The 20837-nt window shown below is 56.7% G+C and carries 14 protein-coding genes and 1 pseudogene; 12 read left to right on the top strand and 3 right to left on the bottom strand.

The annotated features are described in order from the left end of the window. Nucleotides 1-95 precede the first annotated feature (95 nt). The 6 genes from DFK10_RS15250 (at nt 96) to DFK10_RS15220 (ending at nt 4066) form a co-directional block, all read left to right on the top strand. Complete coding sequence (locus DFK10_RS15250) at nt 96-449, top strand: hypothetical protein (protein ID WP_109389914.1); 354 nt, start codon at nt 96-98, stop codon at nt 447-449. Then, on the top strand, nt 446-652 hold the full coding sequence (locus tag DFK10_RS15245) for a hypothetical protein (protein WP_109389895.1): 207 nt from the start codon (nt 446-448) through the stop codon (nt 650-652). The genes DFK10_RS15250 and DFK10_RS15245 overlap by 4 nt, the downstream gene beginning before the upstream one ends. After that, nucleotides 652-1767 (top strand): phage tail fiber repeat family protein, encoded by a 1116-nt coding sequence (locus DFK10_RS15240; RefSeq protein WP_109389894.1) that lies wholly within the window; start codon nt 652-654, stop codon nt 1765-1767. Before DFK10_RS15245 ends, DFK10_RS15240 begins: the two co-directional genes overlap by 1 nt. A 54-nt stretch (nt 1768-1821) precedes the next feature. Continuing rightward, complete coding sequence (locus tag DFK10_RS15235; RefSeq protein WP_109389893.1) at nt 1822-2112, top strand: hypothetical protein; 291 nt, start codon at nt 1822-1824, stop codon at nt 2110-2112. Nucleotides 2113-2115: 3 nt separating this feature from the next. Next, on the top strand, nt 2116-2898 hold the full coding sequence (locus DFK10_RS15230) for a hypothetical protein (protein ID WP_109389892.1): 783 nt from the start codon (nt 2116-2118) through the stop codon (nt 2896-2898). A 502-nt stretch (nt 2899-3400) separates the two neighbouring features. Next, nucleotides 3401-4066, top strand: a complete 666-nt coding sequence (locus DFK10_RS15220; RefSeq protein WP_146193282.1) for a hypothetical protein — start codon at nt 3401-3403, stop codon at nt 4064-4066. A gap of 103 nt (nt 4067-4169) precedes the next feature. On the opposite strand, the gene DFK10_RS15215 is transcribed toward DFK10_RS15220, so the two are convergent. After that, complete coding sequence (locus DFK10_RS15215; RefSeq protein WP_109389889.1) at nt 4170-5120, bottom strand: IS630 family transposase; 951 nt, start codon at nt 5118-5120, stop codon at nt 4170-4172. A 207-nt stretch (nt 5121-5327) separates the two neighbouring features. Then, a complete protein-coding gene (locus DFK10_RS16550) occupies nt 5328-5489 on the bottom strand; it encodes a hypothetical protein (RefSeq protein ID WP_217810180.1) in 162 nt (53 codons plus the stop codon). A 439-nt stretch (nt 5490-5928) separates the two neighbouring features. Between DFK10_RS16550 and DFK10_RS15210 the strand changes: the two genes are divergently transcribed. The 6 genes and pseudogenes from DFK10_RS15210 (at nt 5929) to DFK10_RS15175 (ending at nt 19758) form a co-directional block, all read left to right on the top strand. Next, complete coding sequence (locus DFK10_RS15210) at nt 5929-6474, top strand: YecA/YgfB family protein (RefSeq protein WP_109389888.1); 546 nt, start codon at nt 5929-5931, stop codon at nt 6472-6474. 539 nt (nt 6475-7013) lie between these two features. Then, the gene (locus tag DFK10_RS15205) at nt 7014-7388 is read left to right on the top strand and encodes a hypothetical protein (protein WP_109389887.1); all 375 of its coding nucleotides are present in this window, start codon (nt 7014-7016) and stop codon (nt 7386-7388) included. A 1033-nt stretch (nt 7389-8421) separates the two neighbouring features. Beyond that, nucleotides 8422-9354: pseudogene (locus DFK10_RS15200) on the top strand (IS5 family transposase). Nucleotides 9355-9652: 298 nt separating this feature from the next. Then, entirely contained in the window at nt 9653-12793 is a 3141-nt protein-coding gene (locus DFK10_RS16340; protein WP_146193281.1) for an STY4851/ECs_5259 family protein, read from the top strand. Beyond that, a complete protein-coding gene (locus DFK10_RS15180; protein ID WP_109389883.1) occupies nt 12790-18810 on the top strand; it encodes a DEAD/DEAH box helicase in 6021 nt (2006 codons plus the stop codon). The genes DFK10_RS16340 and DFK10_RS15180 overlap by 4 nt, the downstream gene beginning before the upstream one ends. Before the next feature lie 555 nt (nt 18811-19365). Further along, nucleotides 19366-19758, top strand: a complete 393-nt coding sequence (locus tag DFK10_RS15175) for a hypothetical protein (RefSeq protein ID WP_109389882.1) — start codon at nt 19366-19368, stop codon at nt 19756-19758. A gap of 31 nt (nt 19759-19789) precedes the next feature. On the opposite strand, the gene DFK10_RS15170 is transcribed toward DFK10_RS15175, so the two are convergent. Beyond that, nucleotides 19790-20749, bottom strand: coding sequence for an IS110 family RNA-guided transposase (locus DFK10_RS15170; RefSeq protein ID WP_109389881.1), 960 nt, complete (start codon nt 20747-20749; stop codon nt 19790-19792). Between the last annotated feature and the right edge of the window lie 88 nt (nt 20750-20837).

The raw sequence follows: 20837 nt of genomic DNA, 5'->3' as shown, positions 1-20837 counted from the left end.
TTCCGGCCATCCCGTCAGGACGTGCTGAGTGACGCAACGCTCGCCCAAATTGTGGCCCATAACGAGATCGGCGCACGGCTCTGCGGGTGGCGGCCATGACCACCACCACGCTAACAGAAGGCCCAGCCGTGTTGATCGGCTACGCGTGGCGGCTGCAGATTGAAGCGGAGGTGCCGGTTTTTCCTGAGAAAGCCAGCTATGCGGGGCAAATCCGTGCGCGCGCAGGGGCGACAGATGTTCTGGCCACACTCACCAGCGCCAATCAGGGGATCCTGCGGATCAGCGACACGGTGCTTGAGTTGGCGCTGAGCCCCGAGCAAAGCGCATGCCTTGCGCCCGGGCGTATCGTTCTGGACCTCGTGCGCACCGATCTCACGCCGGATCTGCATCTGGGCTTTCTCTTGGATCTCCCGGTCACCCAGCCGGTGACGCGCGGGCTTGCCCTATGAGCGGTGCCGTCTCGCAAACCGGGCCCATCACCATCACCGCCCCGATCAAGGTTCGGGTGGTCACCGGGCCGCTGCGGATCCGCCTGAGTGGCCAGCCGGGCCCGGAGGGCCAACCCGGCCCGCAAGGTGAGCGCGGCGCGCAAGGTGAACCCGGCATTACCATCCTGCCCACCAACACCCCCATCAACGGAGGCTTCTTCTGATGGCCAATACGATCCAGTTCAAACGCCGCCAGGCTGGCAATGCCGGTGCGCCTGCCGCCCTCAAATCCGGCGAGGTCGCCCATAACGAGGTCGACGACACGCTTTATATCGGCAAGGGCGATGACGGGAGCGGCACTGCGACCTCGATCGTGCCTCTCGCCGGCCGGGGCGGGTTCGTTGACATCACCAACGCGCAGACCATAGCAGGCGCCAAGACCTTCTCATCGGCCCCCAAGTCCTCGCAGGACGCGGCCGCGAGCACCGATCTTGTGCGTAAGTCGCAGCTCGATGCGGGGCTTGCCGGCAAGGCTAACAGCGCGCACAGCCACGCGATCGGACAGGTCAGCGGTCTGCAAACGGCACTCGATGGCAAGTCCGACAGCGGGCACGGCCACGACGTCGCGGATATCACCGGCTTGCAAGCCGCGCTGAACAGCACGGCGCCGCTGGTCTCGCCGAGCTTCACGGGCACCCCGACCGCGCCGACCCCGGCGGGGAACGACAGCTCGACCAAGCTCGCAACCACCGAGTTCGTGCAAAACGAGATCGCCTCGTTCGGGGCGGGCGATATGGCCAAGGCCACCTACGACACGGACAATGACGGCAAGGTCGATGCGGCTGAGGCGGCTGACATCGTGCCCTGGGCCGGCGTGACGGGCAAGCCTGCCAGTTTTGCGCCGAGCGGCCACGGGCACCCAATCTCGGAGGTTACGGGCTTGCAGGGCACGCTGGATGCGAAGGCCCCGACGGCCTCTCCAGCACTCACTGGCACGCCCACCGCGCCCACGGCCTCGCCGAGCACCAACACTACGCAGATCGCTAGCACCGCCTTCGTACAGGCCGCCATCGCGGCCCTGGTCGATGCCGCCCCGGGGGCGCTTGACACGCTCAACGAGCTGGCCTCGGCCCTTGGCGACGATCCCAACTTCGCGGCAAGCGTTACCAACGGGCTGGCTGACAAGCCTGAAAAGTCCGCGAACCTCTCGGATCTGACGAATGCGGCCAGCGCGCGGTCCAATCTTGGCCTCGGCACCATGGCCACGCAGGCTGCGAACACTGTGGCCATCACCGGCGGCAGCATCACCGGCATCGCCCTTGATGGCGGCACCTTCTGAGAGCCGGCCGATCCATCACCCTGTCCCAAATATGGCTGAATGCGAGGAGGTCCCATGGCCAGCACAATCCGCCTGAAACGATCCACCATCGCCACCAAGGTGCCAACGCCGGCCCAGCTAGACCTGGGCGAGCTCGCGATCAATACCCGGGACGGCAAGCTCTTCCTCAAGCGCGTCGACGGCAGTGAGGAGATCGTCGAGGTCGGGGCCCGGTGGGGGGCCTTTACCGCCCATGCCGCGGGCGCAAGCCTAACCTTCCGCTATAATGGTACGGATGTGATGACGCTGGACGGCTCCGGCAATCTGACCGTACTCGGCGATGTCACTGCCTTTGGGAGCCCGTGATCCATGGCGCTTCCATCGACGGGACCGATCTCGCTGAGCCAGGTGAACACCGAGCTGGGCCGTGCCGCTGGCGCGACCATCTCGCTGGGGGACGCAGGCCTGCGCGGACTCGCGGGTGTTGCCAATGGTACGATCGGGCTCAGCGCCCTGCGTGGCAAATCTGCCCAGTTCACCCACACCATTACCAGCCATCAGCAGGAGCTGGACCTGCACGCCTACCTGCGAGGGCAAGGCTGGGATGGTACAAGCAAGGTCGAGGTGACGATCGCGACCGGCGTTTACATTTGGTCAGACAATACGACAGTTGCCGCGCTGGACACCGGCGGGGCCTTCCCGGACGGGCTCACTCTGGTGAATCATGGCTTCATTATGGGCAAAGGCGGCGACGGGGGCTATCAGCTCACCGACCGCACCAGTTATGTCGCACCAACGGTGGGCGGGCCGGCGATAACGCTGACCCAACCCATCATCATCGACAACAGCAACGGATATATTGGCGGTGGAGGCGGCGGGGGGGCGGCCTGTACCGGGTCGGCGCGGCTCGGGCTCTTGCCCACCGCCATGCACAGCCCCGGTGGCGGTGGTGCCGGCGGGGGACGTGGCGGTCCCATGCCTTATGGCGACACAGACAACCTTGTCCTGGGCGACTTTGGGGCTGGCGGGGCCATTGGTCAGCCGGGATCCGTGGCAACAGGGTCGAACAATTGGGCCGGTGCCAACCTACCCAGCCATGGTGGTGCTGGTGGCGCAAGCGGCATTGGGGCCGAAGAGGCCAGAGGAGTTTAGGAGGACAGAATATGGGTGATGGTGGCGGTGGCGGCACGTCAGGGCCGTTCAAAATAGGCGGCCTGTCAGGTCAGGGTGGGGGACGTATTTTACCGGGGATGGCAACGGGGATTGGGGAGCTTATCCTGACCACGCCCCGCACCGATGAAGATCCCCTTGTGGTGTCGGGCGCGCCGGATCGGCGTCCCTCTCCGCCCTTCGGGTCTCCACTTGATACGAAATTTGCGGCACCCGGCGGTGGGCCGGGGCACCCCGGTGAAGGCGATGCCTTCACCATCTATGTCAGAGACGTTGGCGGAGACAATCCGGTGGAATCCCAGACGCCGTTCTCTGGCGGCGGGGGCGGATGGGGCGCCGCAGGTGGGGCAGGCAGGCAGACCTTCGATGACTTTACGGCGCAACAAGGCGGCAATCCCGGCGCCGCGGGCGGCAAGGCAATCCAGACAAACGGGCACGCCGTCACCTGGCTTGGCGGTTCAGACAGAGCCTATGGAGCAGTCGGATGAAAGTCTCCATGCAGATGTTGAGAGACCTGGGCGTTTGCAAAGGGGCCAACGCCTATATTGGCGCCTGGTTTGCAGCCAATAACGTCGAGGTCATTGATTACGCAGATGCCCTTCAAACCCTGCTGGACCACCAGGAGGCCGGACAGAGCTGGATCGACGCCAACTACGCGGGCACGGACCATAGCGACTACGCCGGGTGGGTGGCATGGATGCGCGCACTCGCCTCGCGCCTGGAGGCCATCACATACTTCGGTGATCATATCGAAAAGGACCTGTTCCGCACGTCCGATGGGCAGCTTCATGAGACGCTGGAGGCCGCCCACGATCATGATCGGCGCCGCTACGCTGAATTGCGCAAGCAGCATGCCGCTGCCCGCGTGATCAATGGGGTAAGGTCTGAGGAAGGCGGGGCGGAGACCTGGGAGGTGGTGGATCCCGCGCGTGATGATCTCGCGGTCTATGACGCCTTTGTCTGGCATGACAGCGCCACCGGGTTGAACCATCGGACCGATAGTGCGGCTGAGGCGGTCAGCTTCGATGCCGCGCAGGCGCAAGTTCTGGAGGCGATAGAGGCCACGGCGCGCGCGGCGCGGATCGAGCAGAAGATTACGGATGAAAGTGGGGCGTTTGGAGTTTGGGTCGCCGTTGATAAGGGCGGGTGAAGGGCCCAAAGCTGTCTTGGGTAACTGCATCACGGCTCTCAGCGGCCGTAGGGTAATGCTTGAAAGCGCCTTAGATCACGCAGGTTACAGCGTTTCCACTTATTCATGAGGTGTATCCGGCGGCTTCGAAGAAGTTCCAGCATTCGTCTGGCGTGAAGAGATCACAGATTTTGCCGATGGCTTGGATGAGCTGATCAAAGGTCCTTGCGCCAATGCGTCGGAGATGAGCCTTCAGCTTCGAGAAGGCCATCTCGATGGGGTTTAGATCGGGGCTATAGGCAGGCAGGAACAGGAACCAGCAGCCATGGGATTTGAGCATCTGTGCGGCGGCATCGCTCTTGTGGGTTGCAAGGTTGTCGAGGATGACGACGGAGCCGGGTTCCAGCTCGGGGATCAGGACCTTTTCGACGTACGTGTCAAAGGCATCTTGGTCCATGGCGCCGGAGATCACCCAAGGAGCCACGATCCCATCACAAGACAGCCCCGGGATCAGGGTCTGGTTGCCCCACCGCCGGAACGGCGCTGTGCCCTTGAGACGCTCGCCGCGTAGGCTGCGTCCGTACTCGCGTGTCATTTTGGTATTGGTACCCGTCTCATCGAGAAAGATCAGCTGATGCGGTTGCTCGCGCATGACTTTTTGGCGCCGTGCCCAGTCATGTCGCGCCTTTCGCACCTCGGGCTTGCGGCCTTCTTCGGCGATCAGGCCTTTTTTATATGAGTAACCGTGGCGGCGAAGGAGCGCGTCGATCCCACTGGTCGAGGCTGTCACATCATGGGCCGCCAGCAGGGCGGCCTGCAGCTCGGCAAGCGTGATGTCGGGATCCTGTTCGATCAGTTCCAGGAAGAACGGCATGAAGGGCTCAAGCCGGCCACTTCCTTTGCGTGGACCCGACGGACGCGGCTCAAGAGAAGCCCCATCGCGAACCTTCTTGCCCCAGCGAGCCGCGGTAGCGGGGCTCACAAGCAGCATCCTCCCCGCCGCCGCTGCGCAAAGACCCTGATCCATCAATTGCTTGAAGCGAACCCGCAGGTCCATCGAAAGTACATTGGCCATAAAACATCCTCCCAAAAAGGATGAATCACAAAATCGAGCCCGTGGGAATCCCCGCGATTCAATCGTCAAAGGCAACGCTGTAACGGTCACGGGTCAAAAATGTATGAGACGGGCAGTGAAACGTCGCGGCTACAAAGCTATGCTTGGCCTTGCACAAACCTTCGTCCTGAAACGCTTTTATGCTCTGCACAGCCACTGCATTCTCGATCACTGTCCTGCCGCCCAGCCAGCCGGAACAGGTTGCGCATACAGGCTCATCGACGCGAAAATATGACACAGTAGCACCTCTCTTTGAGAGGTCAGATAGGGCAGGCGGTTACGTCGACAAATTTCCGTAAGGTTCGGGAAACCTGCATCACCGTCGCTCATTTTGCGGCAATCATCTCTATGGTCGCCCCGGCAACCCGGCGAGCGCCGCTCGTCGCTTCGTACGATAACTCGCCAAACAAAAAGGCCCCCATCGCCTTACAGGGAGCGACAGGGACAAGTTGAAGGAAGTGTTCAAAACATTCGAACACTCTTCAGATTAAGGTCAGCTAACGCCGGGTCAATGCAACGGAAGTTTTGTATGCGCAGCCAAGGAGAAAAGCCCCCTGATCACGTGTTCAGAGCGCGCTGATCAGGGGGAAGTTGGAGCGTGTGAAACCTAGTCACGTGCTCAAGATTAGGTGCCGCTACAAGCCGAAGAAAGCCGCAATCGGCTGCCGCCCGAAGGGTGGTGCCGATCTGTTGCGCCAAGGTCTCATGCCCTTTAAAACCAACGCGGGTTTAGCGCTTCTGGAAAAACAGGGTTGGGAGAGGGTAGCACATGGATGACGTGCTCGATTTGGACGCACTGGACGCCTACCTGATGTCCGACAGCAGCCCTGAGGGCTGCATGATGCTATCGGATATGGATGGCTTCCTGCACGGTCTGGCATGTGGACGGGTCTTCGTTCCCACTTCAGAGTGGCTGAAGGTTGTATTTGGCACCGAAGCCGAGGCGCTGGCCGGTTGGGTCGTCGAAAGCGTCGAAACGCGCCTGCGGCAGATCCGGTCGAATCTGGAACGCGAGGACCCGGTGGCTGAGCCGATATTCTGGCAGGCACCCGAAGGTCACTTGATCGCTATGGATTGGTGCGAGGGGTTCATGCAAGCCGTTGCGCTCCGGCCCAAAAACTGGCTTCGGCTGACGGAAAGTGGAGAAAACGGACACCTCATACAGCCCATCATGAGCCATATATTGGATGAGAATGGCCACTCGGTCATCGGCATCGCGCACGAGGACCTCGACGCAGCGCTCGACGACGCTGCAGAACGGATCCCGGATACTGTGGTAAAGATCTTTTTATTCTGGAAGAGCCGACCCCGCTAACGCGCATTGATACGCCATATGCGACAGGGTCCCTAGGTAACTCAAACTGAAAACAACACGGGTGACGGAATCCGACACATTGCGTGGATGTGCAGGTAAGCTCTCGTGGGTTCAGCGGAACAAGAGCGTTGGCCCAAGGTCTGCGCGCCGCAGATTCAGGAATCGTAATCGAGGGTGTGGCGGACCAGTCCTCGTAACTAGAGGCCTGAACATATCGGCTTTACCCGCTGCTTTCGGGCCCTAGCCCTGCCAACTTAGAGCAAAACTGTCCCGACCGGTTCCATCCTTTTAGCACCACAGCCCGTCCTTAGACCGTAGGGGTAATTTTTGGGTTAAGGTACAAAGCACGGCACAAGCCAACATATATCGGGTTCGTGGCGCCGTGCTATGTTCGGTCTCTGCGCCAGACGCGCTGTACGTCGCAACCACGACTTCTGGCGGTGCCCCACCCGGCCAGCAAACCATATTAACTCCCACGCATCCCGAAGAGACCTTGCTCATGGGCTCTGATGTTGTAGGCTGACTAAAACTTAAGGGACATGATAAGATTGCTAGCTCGCATTACACCTTACGTTGCCATAGCTTTAATTGCAGTCATACCCAAAACGGCGTTGGCAAATGACAGCTTTAGCAAAAAATACTATGACGAGTTGAACCAGCTCGGTTTAAGAGATCAAGGGTTTGCCTATGCCGTACAGTGGGCAGGTCGGGGCAGCCCAGACGCCGAGATCCTCGTTGCCAACTCGCTAATTGAGGGAACCGGTACCTCTCCTAACCCAATGGCAGCTATCGCATTCGCCTGTGGCGATCGGACTATGTCGGACTACGAAATCGAGAAAGTTGTCATCAAGGCAAGCATCAGGTTGATTGGATCCGGGTCACCAGAAGCCGACTGCTCGATGTTCTCTGATTAAGCCTACTACAATTTAGATGAGCCGTCAGCGACGCGGATCAAAGAGATTGTTGGAACGTTGTTGGCGCCGACTGGCGGGCAAAAAGGCGATCAGCCATATGAAGAGTCTTGCCAGTCAAACCAGTCACGGCGTAGCCAACGCCACCCGCCCTTGTTGGAAACTGAGGCTGATAATGATCTTGCGCGCTTTGAGCCAACCTTATCGTATCACTGGGCGCAGGGTGCTTTGTCTGGGTTCCTACCGCGCCATACAACGTCTGCTTGGTGCTTCGGCGCTCTCGCTTCTGGTCACGTCTTCAGCGGTTGCCAACCCGAGGGACAGCGAGACTGAAGCGGCTGTCCAAGCGATCTTGTCCAATTATGAGATGGCCTGCGCCGAGCTTAGCAGTCAGCAGGCTTCCAGCTCTGGGCGTCTGAGAGTTCCACAAAGTGCCGTCTATGAATTGCCATTCGGCGCAGAGGACCACGCTGCGACAGTCGTCTACCTCGAGTTTGGGTGCGAAGGTGTTGGCTTCCCATGGTGTGGTACGGGCGGTTGTGGGTTTTATATCGTGACCGGCGACCAGATCTTTCGAAGACGCGCAGCGTTTCGGCCACAAGCAATAAAGGTGCCGGCACCAGCCGGTGCACGTCAGGCACTCGTATACGGCGTGCACGGTTTCAGGTGTCAAACACCTGAAGCAGAACCCGGCTCTGGCGCGACACCCTGCTACGAAATTGCTGTCTGGGACGAACGCTGGCAAACCTTTTGGACCCGCGACAAGGCTTTCATTGCGGTATCCGACTCTGGGCCTCCATAGCAAAGGCAAGAAGCTATGCGAGAAACTCTAAATTGACCGGAGCTCAGTGAACTATGGTGCGTCGGATACCGCCTTCAGATGGGCGTCACAGGCGTCTGAATAGAACTGAATATCAACCCTAGTTGCCATGTCATCAGACAAGTCGAGTAGCTGGCGCCTAAATGCCACCGGGGCTTTGTTGCACAAACGGTATGAGGGATTCACTGTTTGAATCCAGTGGGGTAGAAACGGTGCATGAGCAGTTGGTGCCCTACGAAGTACAAGACCAGGAACTTGCAGTCGTACAACACGGCGCTGAAGCACCGCAGTTCGCTATCACTCTGGTTTGATCCCGAGATGTCGTGGCAGGCGGCTCCGACAGGCGAGCGGGGGCGTTAGCCCGAGGTCAGCGACGCAGCGATCCAGGTTTGCCAGACGATGAAGGTGCTGTTCGACATGCCCCTCCGGCAAACCACCGGGTTCGTCGAAAGCCTTTTTCGTCTGGCCGAGTTGGACTGGAAAGTCCCGGACTTCAGCACCCTGTGCCGCCGTCAGAAGACACTAAACGTCGCCATCCCGTACCGTGGCGGATCAGGACCTCTCCACCCGCTGATCGATGTCACCGGGATCAAGGCCGAGGGTGAAGGAGAGTGGAACGCGCGCAAGCATGGCGGGCCAAAGAAGCGCCTGTGGCGTAAGCTTCATCTTGGCATGGACGAGGAAACACTGGAGATCCGCGCGGTTGGCGTCCCCACAAGCAATGTCGGAGATGCCCCGATGCTCCATGACCTGCTGGAACAGATCCCACCGGAGCAGGAGATCGCCGCCATCACCGCTGATGGGGCCTATGACACGCGCAGATGCCACAATGTGATTGCCGCTCGCGGCGCCGCTGCCATCATCCCGCCGCGCAAGAATGCGCAGCTTTGGAAGCCAACGACAGCGGACGCCATCGCGCGGACTGAAGCCGTGAGGGCCTGCAAATATCTCGATCGCGCCTTATGGAGAAAATTGACCGGCTACCACCGCCGGAGCCGCGCAGAGACAAAGATGAACTGCGTCAAACTACTCGGCCAAGGCCTCATGGCGCGAGACTTCGACCGGCAGGTTACGGCGCTCCAAGTCCGGATCGCAGTGCTCAATCGCTACACCGCCCTTGGCATACCAATCACAGATCCCGCAGGATAAGTCCGTCCGGGGCAGGGGACGTCCGTTCAAACCCCGATTTGTGAAACAGAGCCATGAAGATTGACACCCGGGATATTGTGACCGATACGGGTTGAAGAATTGTCTTAGACCGTGGCCTCGATATTTTCCAAGCCCTCCGCGCGATCAGTTTTCCTTGGGTCATCGCATGCAGGAACGCCGAATGGCGACAGGTTTTTACGTCACCTACGTGAAATTTGAAAGGGGATGGCGGGTGCCAGGCGCGGTTCGCTATTTGAGGAGGGGACCGTACAACACCTAGAATAGAAGGGCAGTCTACATGAAGATCGTAAGGGACATACTTGCGCGCAACGAATTGGAAGAGGCTGATGGTCGCACGCTTCATGCCTATAACGTAACCGATGAAGAATTTCAGAAACTGCAGAGCCTGCTGACTTTGCGTATTGATATGGGCCAAGTCCTCAAGAGCACGGCGGCTGGCTTTGTTATTTATGCGTCTGAGTTTATACGCAGGACCTTTTCAGGTGGGAGTATTTCGTGGACACCAGTATTCAATTCGATCGGTATTGGACCTGAAGATTTTGAACAGTCTTTTGCACGTAAGTTAACCGATGAAGGGCTCCAGAGCTGGCAGCGCCCTTTGCGTGTATCTGAAAATGGTATACACCAGTACCTCTACACATTGATGGCAGAAGGTGGTTTGCCTGATGCGCTCATGGCGGATCCGGGGCGCTATCAGCATATGGTTCTGCAGTTGGTGCAGCAGGTAGAAGCTGAAGGAATTCTTGGGACGCGGACTGCTCCAGCTCTCGCAGCTCGGCACCTGGGAGCCTTTCCCCAGGCCTTTCAAAATGAGGATACCAAGCGGCTGCTCGCTGATCTTGCTTTAGCGCTGGTTGAGATTCGTGGTTGGCTTCCCGAAAAAATCTCCGATGTGAACTTGCTGCGCTGGCTTGATGAGCATCATCCAAACTGGATGCAAAAATTGCCGTTGCGGCTTTCTAGCCTTGCAGTTGAATCTCTCATTAGACCCGTCTTGAGGGCTGAACGAGGCAAATCCAAACCTGAACAAGCTCTCGTGCAAAGGCTTTTACGGCGATCAGAAAGCGGATCAGGATGGGTTGGAATTGCTAAGGTTTCCGATGAAAGTTTCCTGCCTCATAGCTTCTTGCCTCATGTGAGTAGAGACCTTCGCCTCCGGATATTGCTCGATGGTGGAAGCTGTTTCCTTGCCATCCCAGAACCGCAAGGGTGGCGTTTGTCACGTCAGGGCGGGAGAGGGGACGCCGTTCTAGCGTTAGATCCTTCGCAAGCCATTATCGCCTCGGCTTATGTAGACGGGGTAGGGCAGGGGGATGTCACCCTTGACCCTGGTTTGCCGGCCCCTGATGAGAGCGCATCCCTTTGGCGCGCCAGTCGGTCAGGCGAGGAACACCCAAACGAACTCATCCCGATTTCTGGACGAGGAAAGACCAAAGAACAGTCGATCTGGATCTTACACTCTGGAGAAGAGAACCCCGAGGCTGAGGATGGTGTGGTCCTTGGCGAGCCAAAAAACGCCCCTGGAGGTGTGATTCAAGGCTTAAGTGGTTCGGGTTCGGTTAATTTGGGCTCACAAATGTTTCGGATTGCCACGGGACAGGATGCCGAGGCGGAGCACATAAGCATGATTGCGATAGGGGAAACTCTGTCACGTTGGACAGTATCGACGGGGCAAGCGTTTCTCGGCAAACCGATTGTCATGGGGGCAGAAGGCAATGTGCCCATGCGTGACCTTGGCGATGCCCTTTACCGTACTCCTGTGTCCCATAGGCTCGGTGCGGAGATCTTTGAGTGGCTAGAAGATGGCGTCGCGCTCGGAAGAATTCGTGCAATTGTTTTTCCTGCTCAGCTGAACATCCGGATGCGAGAAACAGGCCCAGGCACCTTGCACGTTTATGTGTCAGGCGTGCCCCAGAGTTGGCATGTTGCGCTGCTCGCGGGGAATATTTCGGACGAGCAGGCGGTGTCTCAAGCTGGAGAGGCGGACCTTTCGATTTCCGTTTCCGAGGCGGATGTCGGCTTGGTGCAGCTTCGCTTTAGTGAGCCGGCAAGTGGCAAGTCGATTGAATTGTCCGCGCCTTGGCCGTCAGAGCGTGCGGAAATCGTCATGCCATCAGGCAATAGGTTGGTAAAAGATCACGATGTGTCCGTGCATAACTTGGATGGTTGGCGAGCCATTTTTCCGATGCGTGGCGGCAGTATTCGGTTGCGACTGGGGGACGGTGGTTCGGCTGTATCATTTGCCGCGTCAGATAGCACGCGGTTGAACATCCATGCAGACATGGCGCGTCAACTTTTGTCGTTAGCTGGACCAGACGCACGGATAAACATCAGAGCGGTATTAAATGAGCAAACCGCGCGTTTAAATTTGCGGACCTATGACTGGACGAGCGAGGTTGTCGGTCCATTCCTTCATCTGGGGCATGGTACCTGTATTTTGCATGCCGTCAATCTTGAAAACCCAACCGAAGTCTCTCACCTTGATGCGGTATCTCGTGTCGATCTGGCTGGATGGCTTGGCGAAGAAGACGGGTTATGGTTTATCCAGGGAAAATCAGATCAGCGCGGCGTGATGCGCCCCAGTGTTTGGACGCCGAGGCCGCGGCCGTTTTCAAAACGGGAAGATCGAATTGGTACATACAAGTTGGCCTGGCAAAGGGCGCTTTCAGATCCTGATGATTCAATGTGGGACGATTTTTGGACCCTCATATCCAATGTTCGCACGGGCGGCGATGCAAGCAGCCTCGATCAAGTAACCGCGTTGGGTGATTGTCCTGAAGCTGCTGTGGCATTGTTGTTCAGAAAGCCCAAGAGAGAGATTGCAGAAGTTCTTGAATTAGAAGCCGAAGCGCCATTTTGGTGGCCAGCAATTCCCATGAAAGCATGGAAGACGGGTATCAGTCACGCAAAGCAGTACTTCAGCTATATCATGCGTGAACACAAAACGTTTAACGAAAGCCAAATCAAGGACTTGATCGGCCAAACAATAGCGAGGCAAGCAGGGCAGGTTGTACTCCTGAGACCAGAGCTCAAAGCGCATATCGGCGTCGCTCTTGCTGAACTGGAAATGCTACCGATTGCGCTCAATGAGACTGACGCTCCTGTTCCGTTGGCTGTTCCAGACCCAGTGAAAAAATTAGAGGCTGCGGCACAAGAAGCGGCACGAAGATTTGACACGTTACCTTTTGGGACGGGTTCCATCCGAGCGGGCCATAGTGTGATTGCCCCTCAACTCTCTGAGCAAGTGCGCCCTTTGTTAGACGCCCCTGTGAAAGTTGCAGAGGCGGTGTGTGGATTGGAACCAAAGCCATCTATGAACGAATTCTTACAACTGTTTGCTCTTCGAGCGGTAGATCCTGTCTGGTTTGATGAGGCATTGCCGGCAGCGATTATGATGACGATGGAGACCCAATCATGACCCATAGCTCTCGTCTAAATGAGGCTCTCCAAGCTGTTGCCCAGCGCTCAGCACAAGCCATGGTGGCCCGAGCCAACACGTCACATCCGGGCCTAAACCAAGTTCTTTCGCGGAAGTTGTCCCAAGACGCTGGGGCCCCGGGCTCTGTGTTGGCGGATCCGGTGTATGAGATAGCGCGAAACTGGAAACCAGCCGCCCAAACCTTGGGCGATATGGAAGGGACCTTATTAAGTCCAGACATCGTTGATGCACTCGCAAACGCGGGTGATTATGAAATGGGCAGGGATCTGTTGCCATATTTGCACCAACAGGCCGCATGGCGTGCAAGCTTGGAAGATAAACACTCTGTTTTGGTGACTGCGGGCACTGGCTCCGGCAAGACCGAGTCTTTCATGATCCCGATTTTGCAGGATATTATTTCACGACCACCGCGCCCTGGGGGCGGCATCCAGGCTATTCTTCTCTATCCGCTGAATGCGCTTATCGAAAGTCAGCGTGATCGTTTGTCGGCGTGGGCCCGCAAGCTGGGGGGACGTGTCCGTTTTGCTCTGTTCAATGGTGATACCGTAGAGCGGGAAAACCAAGCCCAACCACCATCAGATGATGTGGAACTGCGCAGCCGCAAGAAAATCCGGGAAGAGCCCCCGGAGATCTTGGTGACCAACATTACAATGCTGGAATACATGCTTCTGCGCGGGCAGGACCGCGGCATGTTGGAGAAGTCGCAAGGTGCGCTGCGCTGGATCGTGCTTGACGAAGCGCATAGCTATATTGGGTCTCAGGCCGCGGAAATGGCCCTTCTCCTTAGGCGTGTTCGCGCAGCCTTTGGTGTCGAAGCGGAAGATGTCAGATTGATGGCCACCTCGGCAACGATAGGGGGTGAGAAGGACGCTGCGGGTAAGCTTAAAGACTTTGCTTCGGCATTGTCTGGTCGGGCGTCTGATCAGGTGACCGTTGTGGAGGGGGTAGCGACGGATCCGGTTTTGCCCGCCCCAGGTGCGGCCCGCCCATTCGACTTGCTGAAGCTTAACCAGCTTGCGGAGACGGAAGATTACGGTGGACTGTGGCGCGAATTGGCTGATCATCCCCGTGTGCTGAAACTCCGCACAAAAATGGCGTCTGGAGCGCTTTCATTGAGAGCGATAGCCCAGCTTCTATTGGATGATCCCAATAAGAGCACGGAGGCCCAGCAACTTCTCGATGTTGTGGCGCTCGCGGAAAAGGATGACAAGAAGCTTCTACCATGGCGGGCGCATTTGTTTCATCGGGCGCAGGGTGGAATTTGGGCTTGTACCAACCCAGATTGCGACCATTGCGATCCTGAACTCGCGACAAATGACGCAGAATGGCCCTATGGTGCGATCCATCTGACAGCGACGCCAAGATGCGCCTGTGGGGCACCTGTGTATGAGGTTGTCTCCTGTACAGAATGTGGCACCGTACATCTGCAAGGACAGCTGGTCGGCGGGGCGCAGCCAAGACTGGATCCTCCAGACCAAGAGGACCTTGATGATTATTTGCTAGATGTGGAGCCAGATGACGATGCGGACGTTACCTTCGAAAAAGGGACCGCATGGATTGTTCCTGGTCAGTCCGTCTGGTTGTCCAAGGATGGCAAAATCTTCGACAATCAACCACCAGAGGACACGCCTGCTTGGAATTTTCACCTGATTGAAAAAGCGAGCGATCGTGAGTGCTGTGACGGTGCCGCAAAAGCGCGACTCATGGGGTTTCGGTTCGGCCCAGCCTTTTTCCTCGCAACGTCCATCCCTTCGTTGCTGGAAACGCTGACACAGCCAATGGAAGAGAAGGGGTTACCGTCGGGGGGAAGGCGCGCAATCACGTTTTCTGACAGTCGACAAGGAGTTGCTCGTCTCGCCGCAAAACTACAGCAAGAAGCGGAGCGCACCTTAACGCGGTCATACCTGTGGCACCGGGTGAACGAAGTTCAGTCTGGTAAACCTGTTGAAGTCCAAAAACTCGAAGCGCAGCTGGCTGAATTAGGAAAACTCCCAGACAGCCCTATTGTCGAGGACATGAAAGCTCCCTTGAAAGCGAAACTCGCTGAACTTCAAGGTGGCTCAAGCGCTGTTCCGTGGAAAGAGCTAGTTGCAGGGTTTGCAGAGCAGCCTGACCTCAAAGGATTTGTCGGTGATATTTGGAAAAACCGCTGGATTGATAAATTCTTCCAAGAAGACCCTAAGAACCTCGCAGAGATGATGCTCTTCCGCGAGTTGATGCGTCGGCCGCGTGTTCAAAACAACCCTGAGACAATGGGACTGGTCCGCCTTGTGTTTCCTGAGCTAGAAGCAAAAGCCCGATCCATGCCTTTACCGGACCCGGTCAATGCCGCAGGGATCACGCGCGAAGGCTGGATCGGATTGGCATACGCCGCTATCGACTTCGGGTTCAGGCAAAACCTCGCAGTTGAAATGCCACCTTGGATGGTCGGCCCCGTCGCGCCCAAAGCGGGTGTGCTTCAATCGATGGTTGCGCCGGATACACCAAATGAAGACATGCACAAACACGATCGGCGATGGCCGACGGCGTTCAATGACCGCAATCGCTTGGTGAAGCTTGTTTATGCGTTGGCCGGAGGAGAGAAGGGTGACCCTGTTATTGAAGATCGTGTCTCGGCAATTCTGAGCGATCTGTGGTCTTTGATAATTTCAAAGGCTGGCAAGAATACTGGAGCTGGTGGATGGCGTCTCAGTTTCGATCGGGCTGCCCTTGAACGACTGGAGACGGGATGGCTCTGTCCGGTCACAAGGCGCCCATTTGGCTACAATATTGCAGGGCGATCGCCCTATGCACCGGCGCGAATGATGTCCGAAGTGCAATATCCTGCTCTGCCTATCGCTAAAGGGGGCGGGTCGCTCTCTACAGAAAGAAATGAACTGCGTGAGTGGTTGCGTAACGATGCAAACGTTCAAGATCTCCGAAAAGTTGGCCTGTGGAGCGCTCTCCATGATCGCATTGCGGAATACCCGCGATATATTCGCGCCCAAGAGCATTCTGCGCAAATCCCACGGCCTGTCCTAGCGCGCTATGAAGATGCTTTTGGTGAGGGCAAGATCAACCTCCTGAATTGCTCTACAACAATGGAAATGGGGGTCGACATCCCGGCCGTTCAGCTGGTGGTCAACGCAAATGTGCCGCCAGCGCTCTCGAATTACCGTCAGCGTGTCGGCCGGGCAGGGCGGCGACGCGAGCCTTGGGCATTTTCGATGACGTTCTGTCGGGATTTACCATTGGATTATCAGGCGTTCCACAGACCTATCGACTTCTTAGAAAGACCGATCGTTGCACCCAAAGTTTGGTTTGACAGCGCTGCATTAATCCAGCGCCATGTGAATGCAGGGCTGCTGTCGCAGTGGTTTGCCGAGCAAGGTGGTGTGAGCGTCAAGTCATCCATCGGTGCGTTCATGGGGGTCAACGAAACCTTTGAAACAGCCTTCACAGATTTCTCGGATGCAGATCGCTTCCTTGATGATTTGCGAGGCGAATGGGCAAAGTCGAACTTTCGTCATGCGCAGTTGCAGGCCCTTGTCAAAGGCACCACACTTAGCACTCGTCCCGTTTCTGCTCTGATCGCTCAAGCTTCAGATGGCTTCCAGCGCCTCGTAGGTAAATGGCGCGAAGAATATGAAGCTCTTTTTGATGGAATGTTGGGGGCGAGGGACAATGACGTTGTCGCGGCGTTCAAACTGCGCGCCAAGCGCCTGGCTGGAGAGTTTATGCTTGGTGAATTTGCCCGCCGTGGTTTTACACCTGCATATGGATTTCCGACAGACGTTGTCAGCTTCACCTCTCTTCTCTCTGCGCCGCGTACTTCAGACGTGTCGACCTCCTTCCAGCGTGCTGGTGGGGCCTCCCGCGAGCTACACCAAGCCCTTCGGGAATATGCGCCTGGCAATGAGGTTGTCATCGATGGTCAGGTATTTGAGTCTGAAGGGATACTGCCGGCCTGGCAAGCGCGAGCGGATGCCAGCAATCTTGAAGACCTGCGTGAGTTTTGGTCCTGCTCGGACTGCCACGCCTTCGGTGTAAGTACGGTACGACCTGAAGCTTGTCCTCAATGTGGTACTGAGAAACTGACAACTAAGCGTGTGCTTCGCCCGGCGGGTTTCCTTTCCGCAAAACAAGCTCATACTGGCTATGAACTGATTAATCGAACAGCCGTTGATGATGTAAGCTTATCGGCACAGTGGGGTGATTGGATTGCGCTTCCCCAAGAGCAGGCAGGTCGCATGCGGGTTGATCCATTGGGGCAGTTGACAACTTTGGCCTCAGGTCAAAAAGACGGTGGTTTTGCCATTTGTCTGGATTGTGGGCGCGCAGCCCCATTGGATGCGCCGGAACACGGCGCCGTTGCAGAGATGCCAAAGAGCATTTTGAAACATAAACCTCTGCAGCGGCGCTCTGATATGAAGCTGACGCGAGATGGGCTGTGCCCAGGGTCAGACAATCCAAACCGTATCCAGAAAGCGATACACCTCGCACAGATCACTCACACTGACATTTGGGAGTGGCAACTCCCAGGCGACACGTCTGAGCAAACAGGAAAAGCACTTGCAGCCGCCTTACGTGAAGCCCTTGTTGAGCGTTTGGGCGTTGAGGCCGCAGAAGTGGGCCTCGAAACTGGACCGTCCCGTGGGCTCAGTGGGGATAAACGTCTGTCGGTTTACCTCTTTGATCGCGCCGCAGGTGGGGCGGGTCTATCTGCGAGAATGGGTGAAACTGAAACCTTCACACAGGCTCTTTCAAGAGCTGTGGAACTGCTTGATTGCCCGGACGCATGCAAGCACGGATGCCCATCTTGTATCTTGCGTCCAGACATCAATCAAAGAGATGTTCGGATGGATCGCGCAGGAGCGTTGACGTTGGCCCGTGGCCTGCAGGACTACCTCGATTTGCCCGCTGAATATCGCGTTCTGGGAAGTGACACGCAATTTGCCGGACAGGCGGTTTCTGTATTCATTGACCGTGCGCTGAGGAATAATCGCCTAGATGCATTGGATATTTGGATGCACGGCGCGCCAAAGGACTGGGATCTGCAGGGCTGGATATTGTCGTCATGGTTGCCAAGGTTGCATGGGGCTGGTGTTGAAGTTCGCATGCATTTTCCGCGCTCTTTACTGTCATCTGCGGATTTTGATCTGAGCTGTCGGCTGTCTATTCATCGATTTGCCGCATTTGCCAAAATTCTGATGGCAGACGAAATGCCTCTAGCTGAAGGATACCCGGTCCTTGCAACATTGAAACAGGGCGAGGAGACGTCCGCCTTTGTCGCGATTGCTGCTGAAGAAGCCATCCCTGGCGAAGACTGGGGCGCTGGGGCGCAGACTCCAGTCGTGATGGGCGACGTACCGACCTTGCCGGAGTCGAATGGCTTGTCGGTTGAAAAACTGATGGAGCTTGGAAGTGGAAACACTAAACTATTCTGGCCTAAACGCGCATTGGACGGGGCCATCCCGGGATTTGGTAAGAGGTTCTGGAATTTTGTGGCGGCTAACGCGCCGCTTGAGGTGAACGCCTTGAAAGAGGTCGGCCTCAAGTCACTTACTTACTCTGACAGATACCTCATGACTCCTCTGGCGATCAGCATGCTTTCAAGCGTATTGCGCGCAACCCCGGGTATGAAGGACGCCGAGGTTTCTGTTCATATGGCGAAAGCCGAACACCTGCCGTTCGAGCCTCGGATGATCTGGGACAACTTTGCATCCGACGCCCAGCGCATCGATGTTCTTCAAGCTCTCCTTCCCGGTGTGACGCTGTTGCTGGAGCGAAAAAACGATCTGCCGCACCACCGAGCGCTATCTGGTGAACTGAATGATGGGCGCAAATTTGTAATGTTACTGGATCAAGGCTTTGGCGCTTGGCGCGCCCAAGGATCCGTGCGCCATGATTTTGAGGGTACACCGATGCAGCAGGCCAAAATGCTGGCCAATCAAAAGGGCGAGCTGACAAGCTACACGGAGGAGGGGGCGCCAATTGCCTATAATTTTAACATCTAAACTTTGCGGAGGGTGAGCGCATGGATGTATTTATTGGCTTCATCGTGGCCATGGTAATACTAGCCCTCTGCATTGGTTTTGGACTGGCCGTCGCGCGTGTTGTATTGAGCCATGTCTCATGGAAGGTGAGTAAATCCTCTGTGTTCTGGTCAGATGAACGGTGTAGGTTGTGGCCTGTTGAGGCCACGCGGCAACACGGGATGAACGTCACGATTGCGCGGTGGCGACCACCTCCCTATACTGAGAGTTAATGTTCAGCCTTTGTGGAGATCGGTGAACTGTACTCCGGGTTTTTCATTTCAGACGGTAGCGAGCCAAAATTGATGTCATCGGAGGCAACCGATGGCTGAGCTTCTGGCAAATCCGCGCTTTGGCATCGGAAGTCGCAGTGATATCAGGTTTTTTGGCGAAACATGGCGTGAGAAATTCATGAGGCAGTCAGAAATACGTACACTTCGAGAGAGAGACTGTTCTGAGGTGCGAACGGCCTTTTGCTTTTCGAAAGTGCAAAGCCGAAAAGTGTCAGTGACTTGAAATCTATCTAGGGAGAAAGAAATGCCCACTATTGAGATAACGACATACTACGACATCCCGCTCCACTGTCCTTTCTGTGGCATTGCTGCGACGCATAATGAAGGCGGTGACTGGGGGGTAAAAGGCTGTGGGCATCTGCAACTTTTAACTTCAAGCGATTTTACATTTTGCATGTCTGAGCGGACGCAAAGACTAGTTGAAGAGGCCGGTTTTGAAGTGACACGGGGGGACGATTATATCACTGTCTCGAACCCGCACGATGAAGACGATTGGCCTGATATACTGGCTATAGTCTCCAAACTTCCAGACGTTGTGATTTTTGAGCAGGTCGTGGGGCCGCCGTCACTGGAAGTGTCGCACACCGTTTTTGCCTATAACGATGAAGACTACGGGAAATTTGGTGATTTGTTATAATGGCATTGTCATAACTTAGCAACTGTATTTCTCAGACGGGCTGAGCAGACCATTTCTGCCCTGATTTGATGAGCGCATTCACGATTGTGACGAGTTTTCTGGCGACAGCAATGACAATGACTTTGTGTGGTTTTCCGGCGTCGCGAAGTCGATCGGCGAAGGTTTTCAGGATTGGATTGTGGTGGCTGGCAACGAGAGCAGCCTGGAACAGCACATGTCTGAGAAGTCGTCGTCCGCCTCCGATTGCCCGCTTACCACGCATGGCTCCACTGTCGTGTGCAATTGGCGCAAGGCCTGTGAGCGCGGCTGCTTGCTCGCCGGTGATCTGACCAAGTTCCGGCATTTCAGCGATCAGCATCGTGCTGGCAACCGGACCGATCCCGGGAACGGAACGCAAGATGCCGGCACTCCTGGCAAGGCTCTCATCTGTGGCGATGATTTCTTCGATCTGAACCTCAAGCTCTGCAATCTGGCGATCCAGCAGGTCTTTCAACTCAGCATCCATGGCTTCAAACATATCGGCCGATCCCAGTTTTCCATGCGCTTTGATCTGCGCCAAGAGCCGTTTGCGCGTTTCAACGAGTTGCCCGCGCTTTGACGTCAAGGCTCTGAGAAGACGTACCTTTTCATGTGGAAGATTGCGCCCGGCATCGGGCCGAAAGGCCATGAACCGCGCAATGAGTTCTGCATCGATCCTGTCGGTTTTCGCCCGCGTGCCCCGGCTGACCGCGAAGGCTTTGATTTGTGCTGGCGGCAATTGCCGCGTCGCGATCCCGGCGGCGTCGAGGGCGGACCAAAGACGCCATTCCTGTCCACCAGTGGCCTCAAAGCAAACCAGTGCGGAGACTGGTTTTGCCAGATCAACAAACCGCGCATGTCCTTCAACCGTGTTTGGCAACCGCAGCCGCTTGCCATCCGGCAGGCAATGAATGTCCAGCCAATCGCGGCTGACGTCTATGCCAATGATCCAATTCTGTGATACCGTATCCATATTCTCTTCCTTATGATCCGTGGTCCGACTTGGCCACATGCAACTGTTTGGACCTGCCGCGGAATTGTACCGCTCCTTTGACTTGGTA

Source organism: Salibaculum griseiflavum, assembly GCF_003129565.1.
Taxonomy (GTDB): Bacteria; Pseudomonadota; Alphaproteobacteria; order Rhodobacterales; family Rhodobacteraceae; genus Salibaculum; species Salibaculum griseiflavum.
Note: the sequence above shows the minus strand (reverse complement) of the source record. Positions and strands in the feature narration are given on the sequence as shown.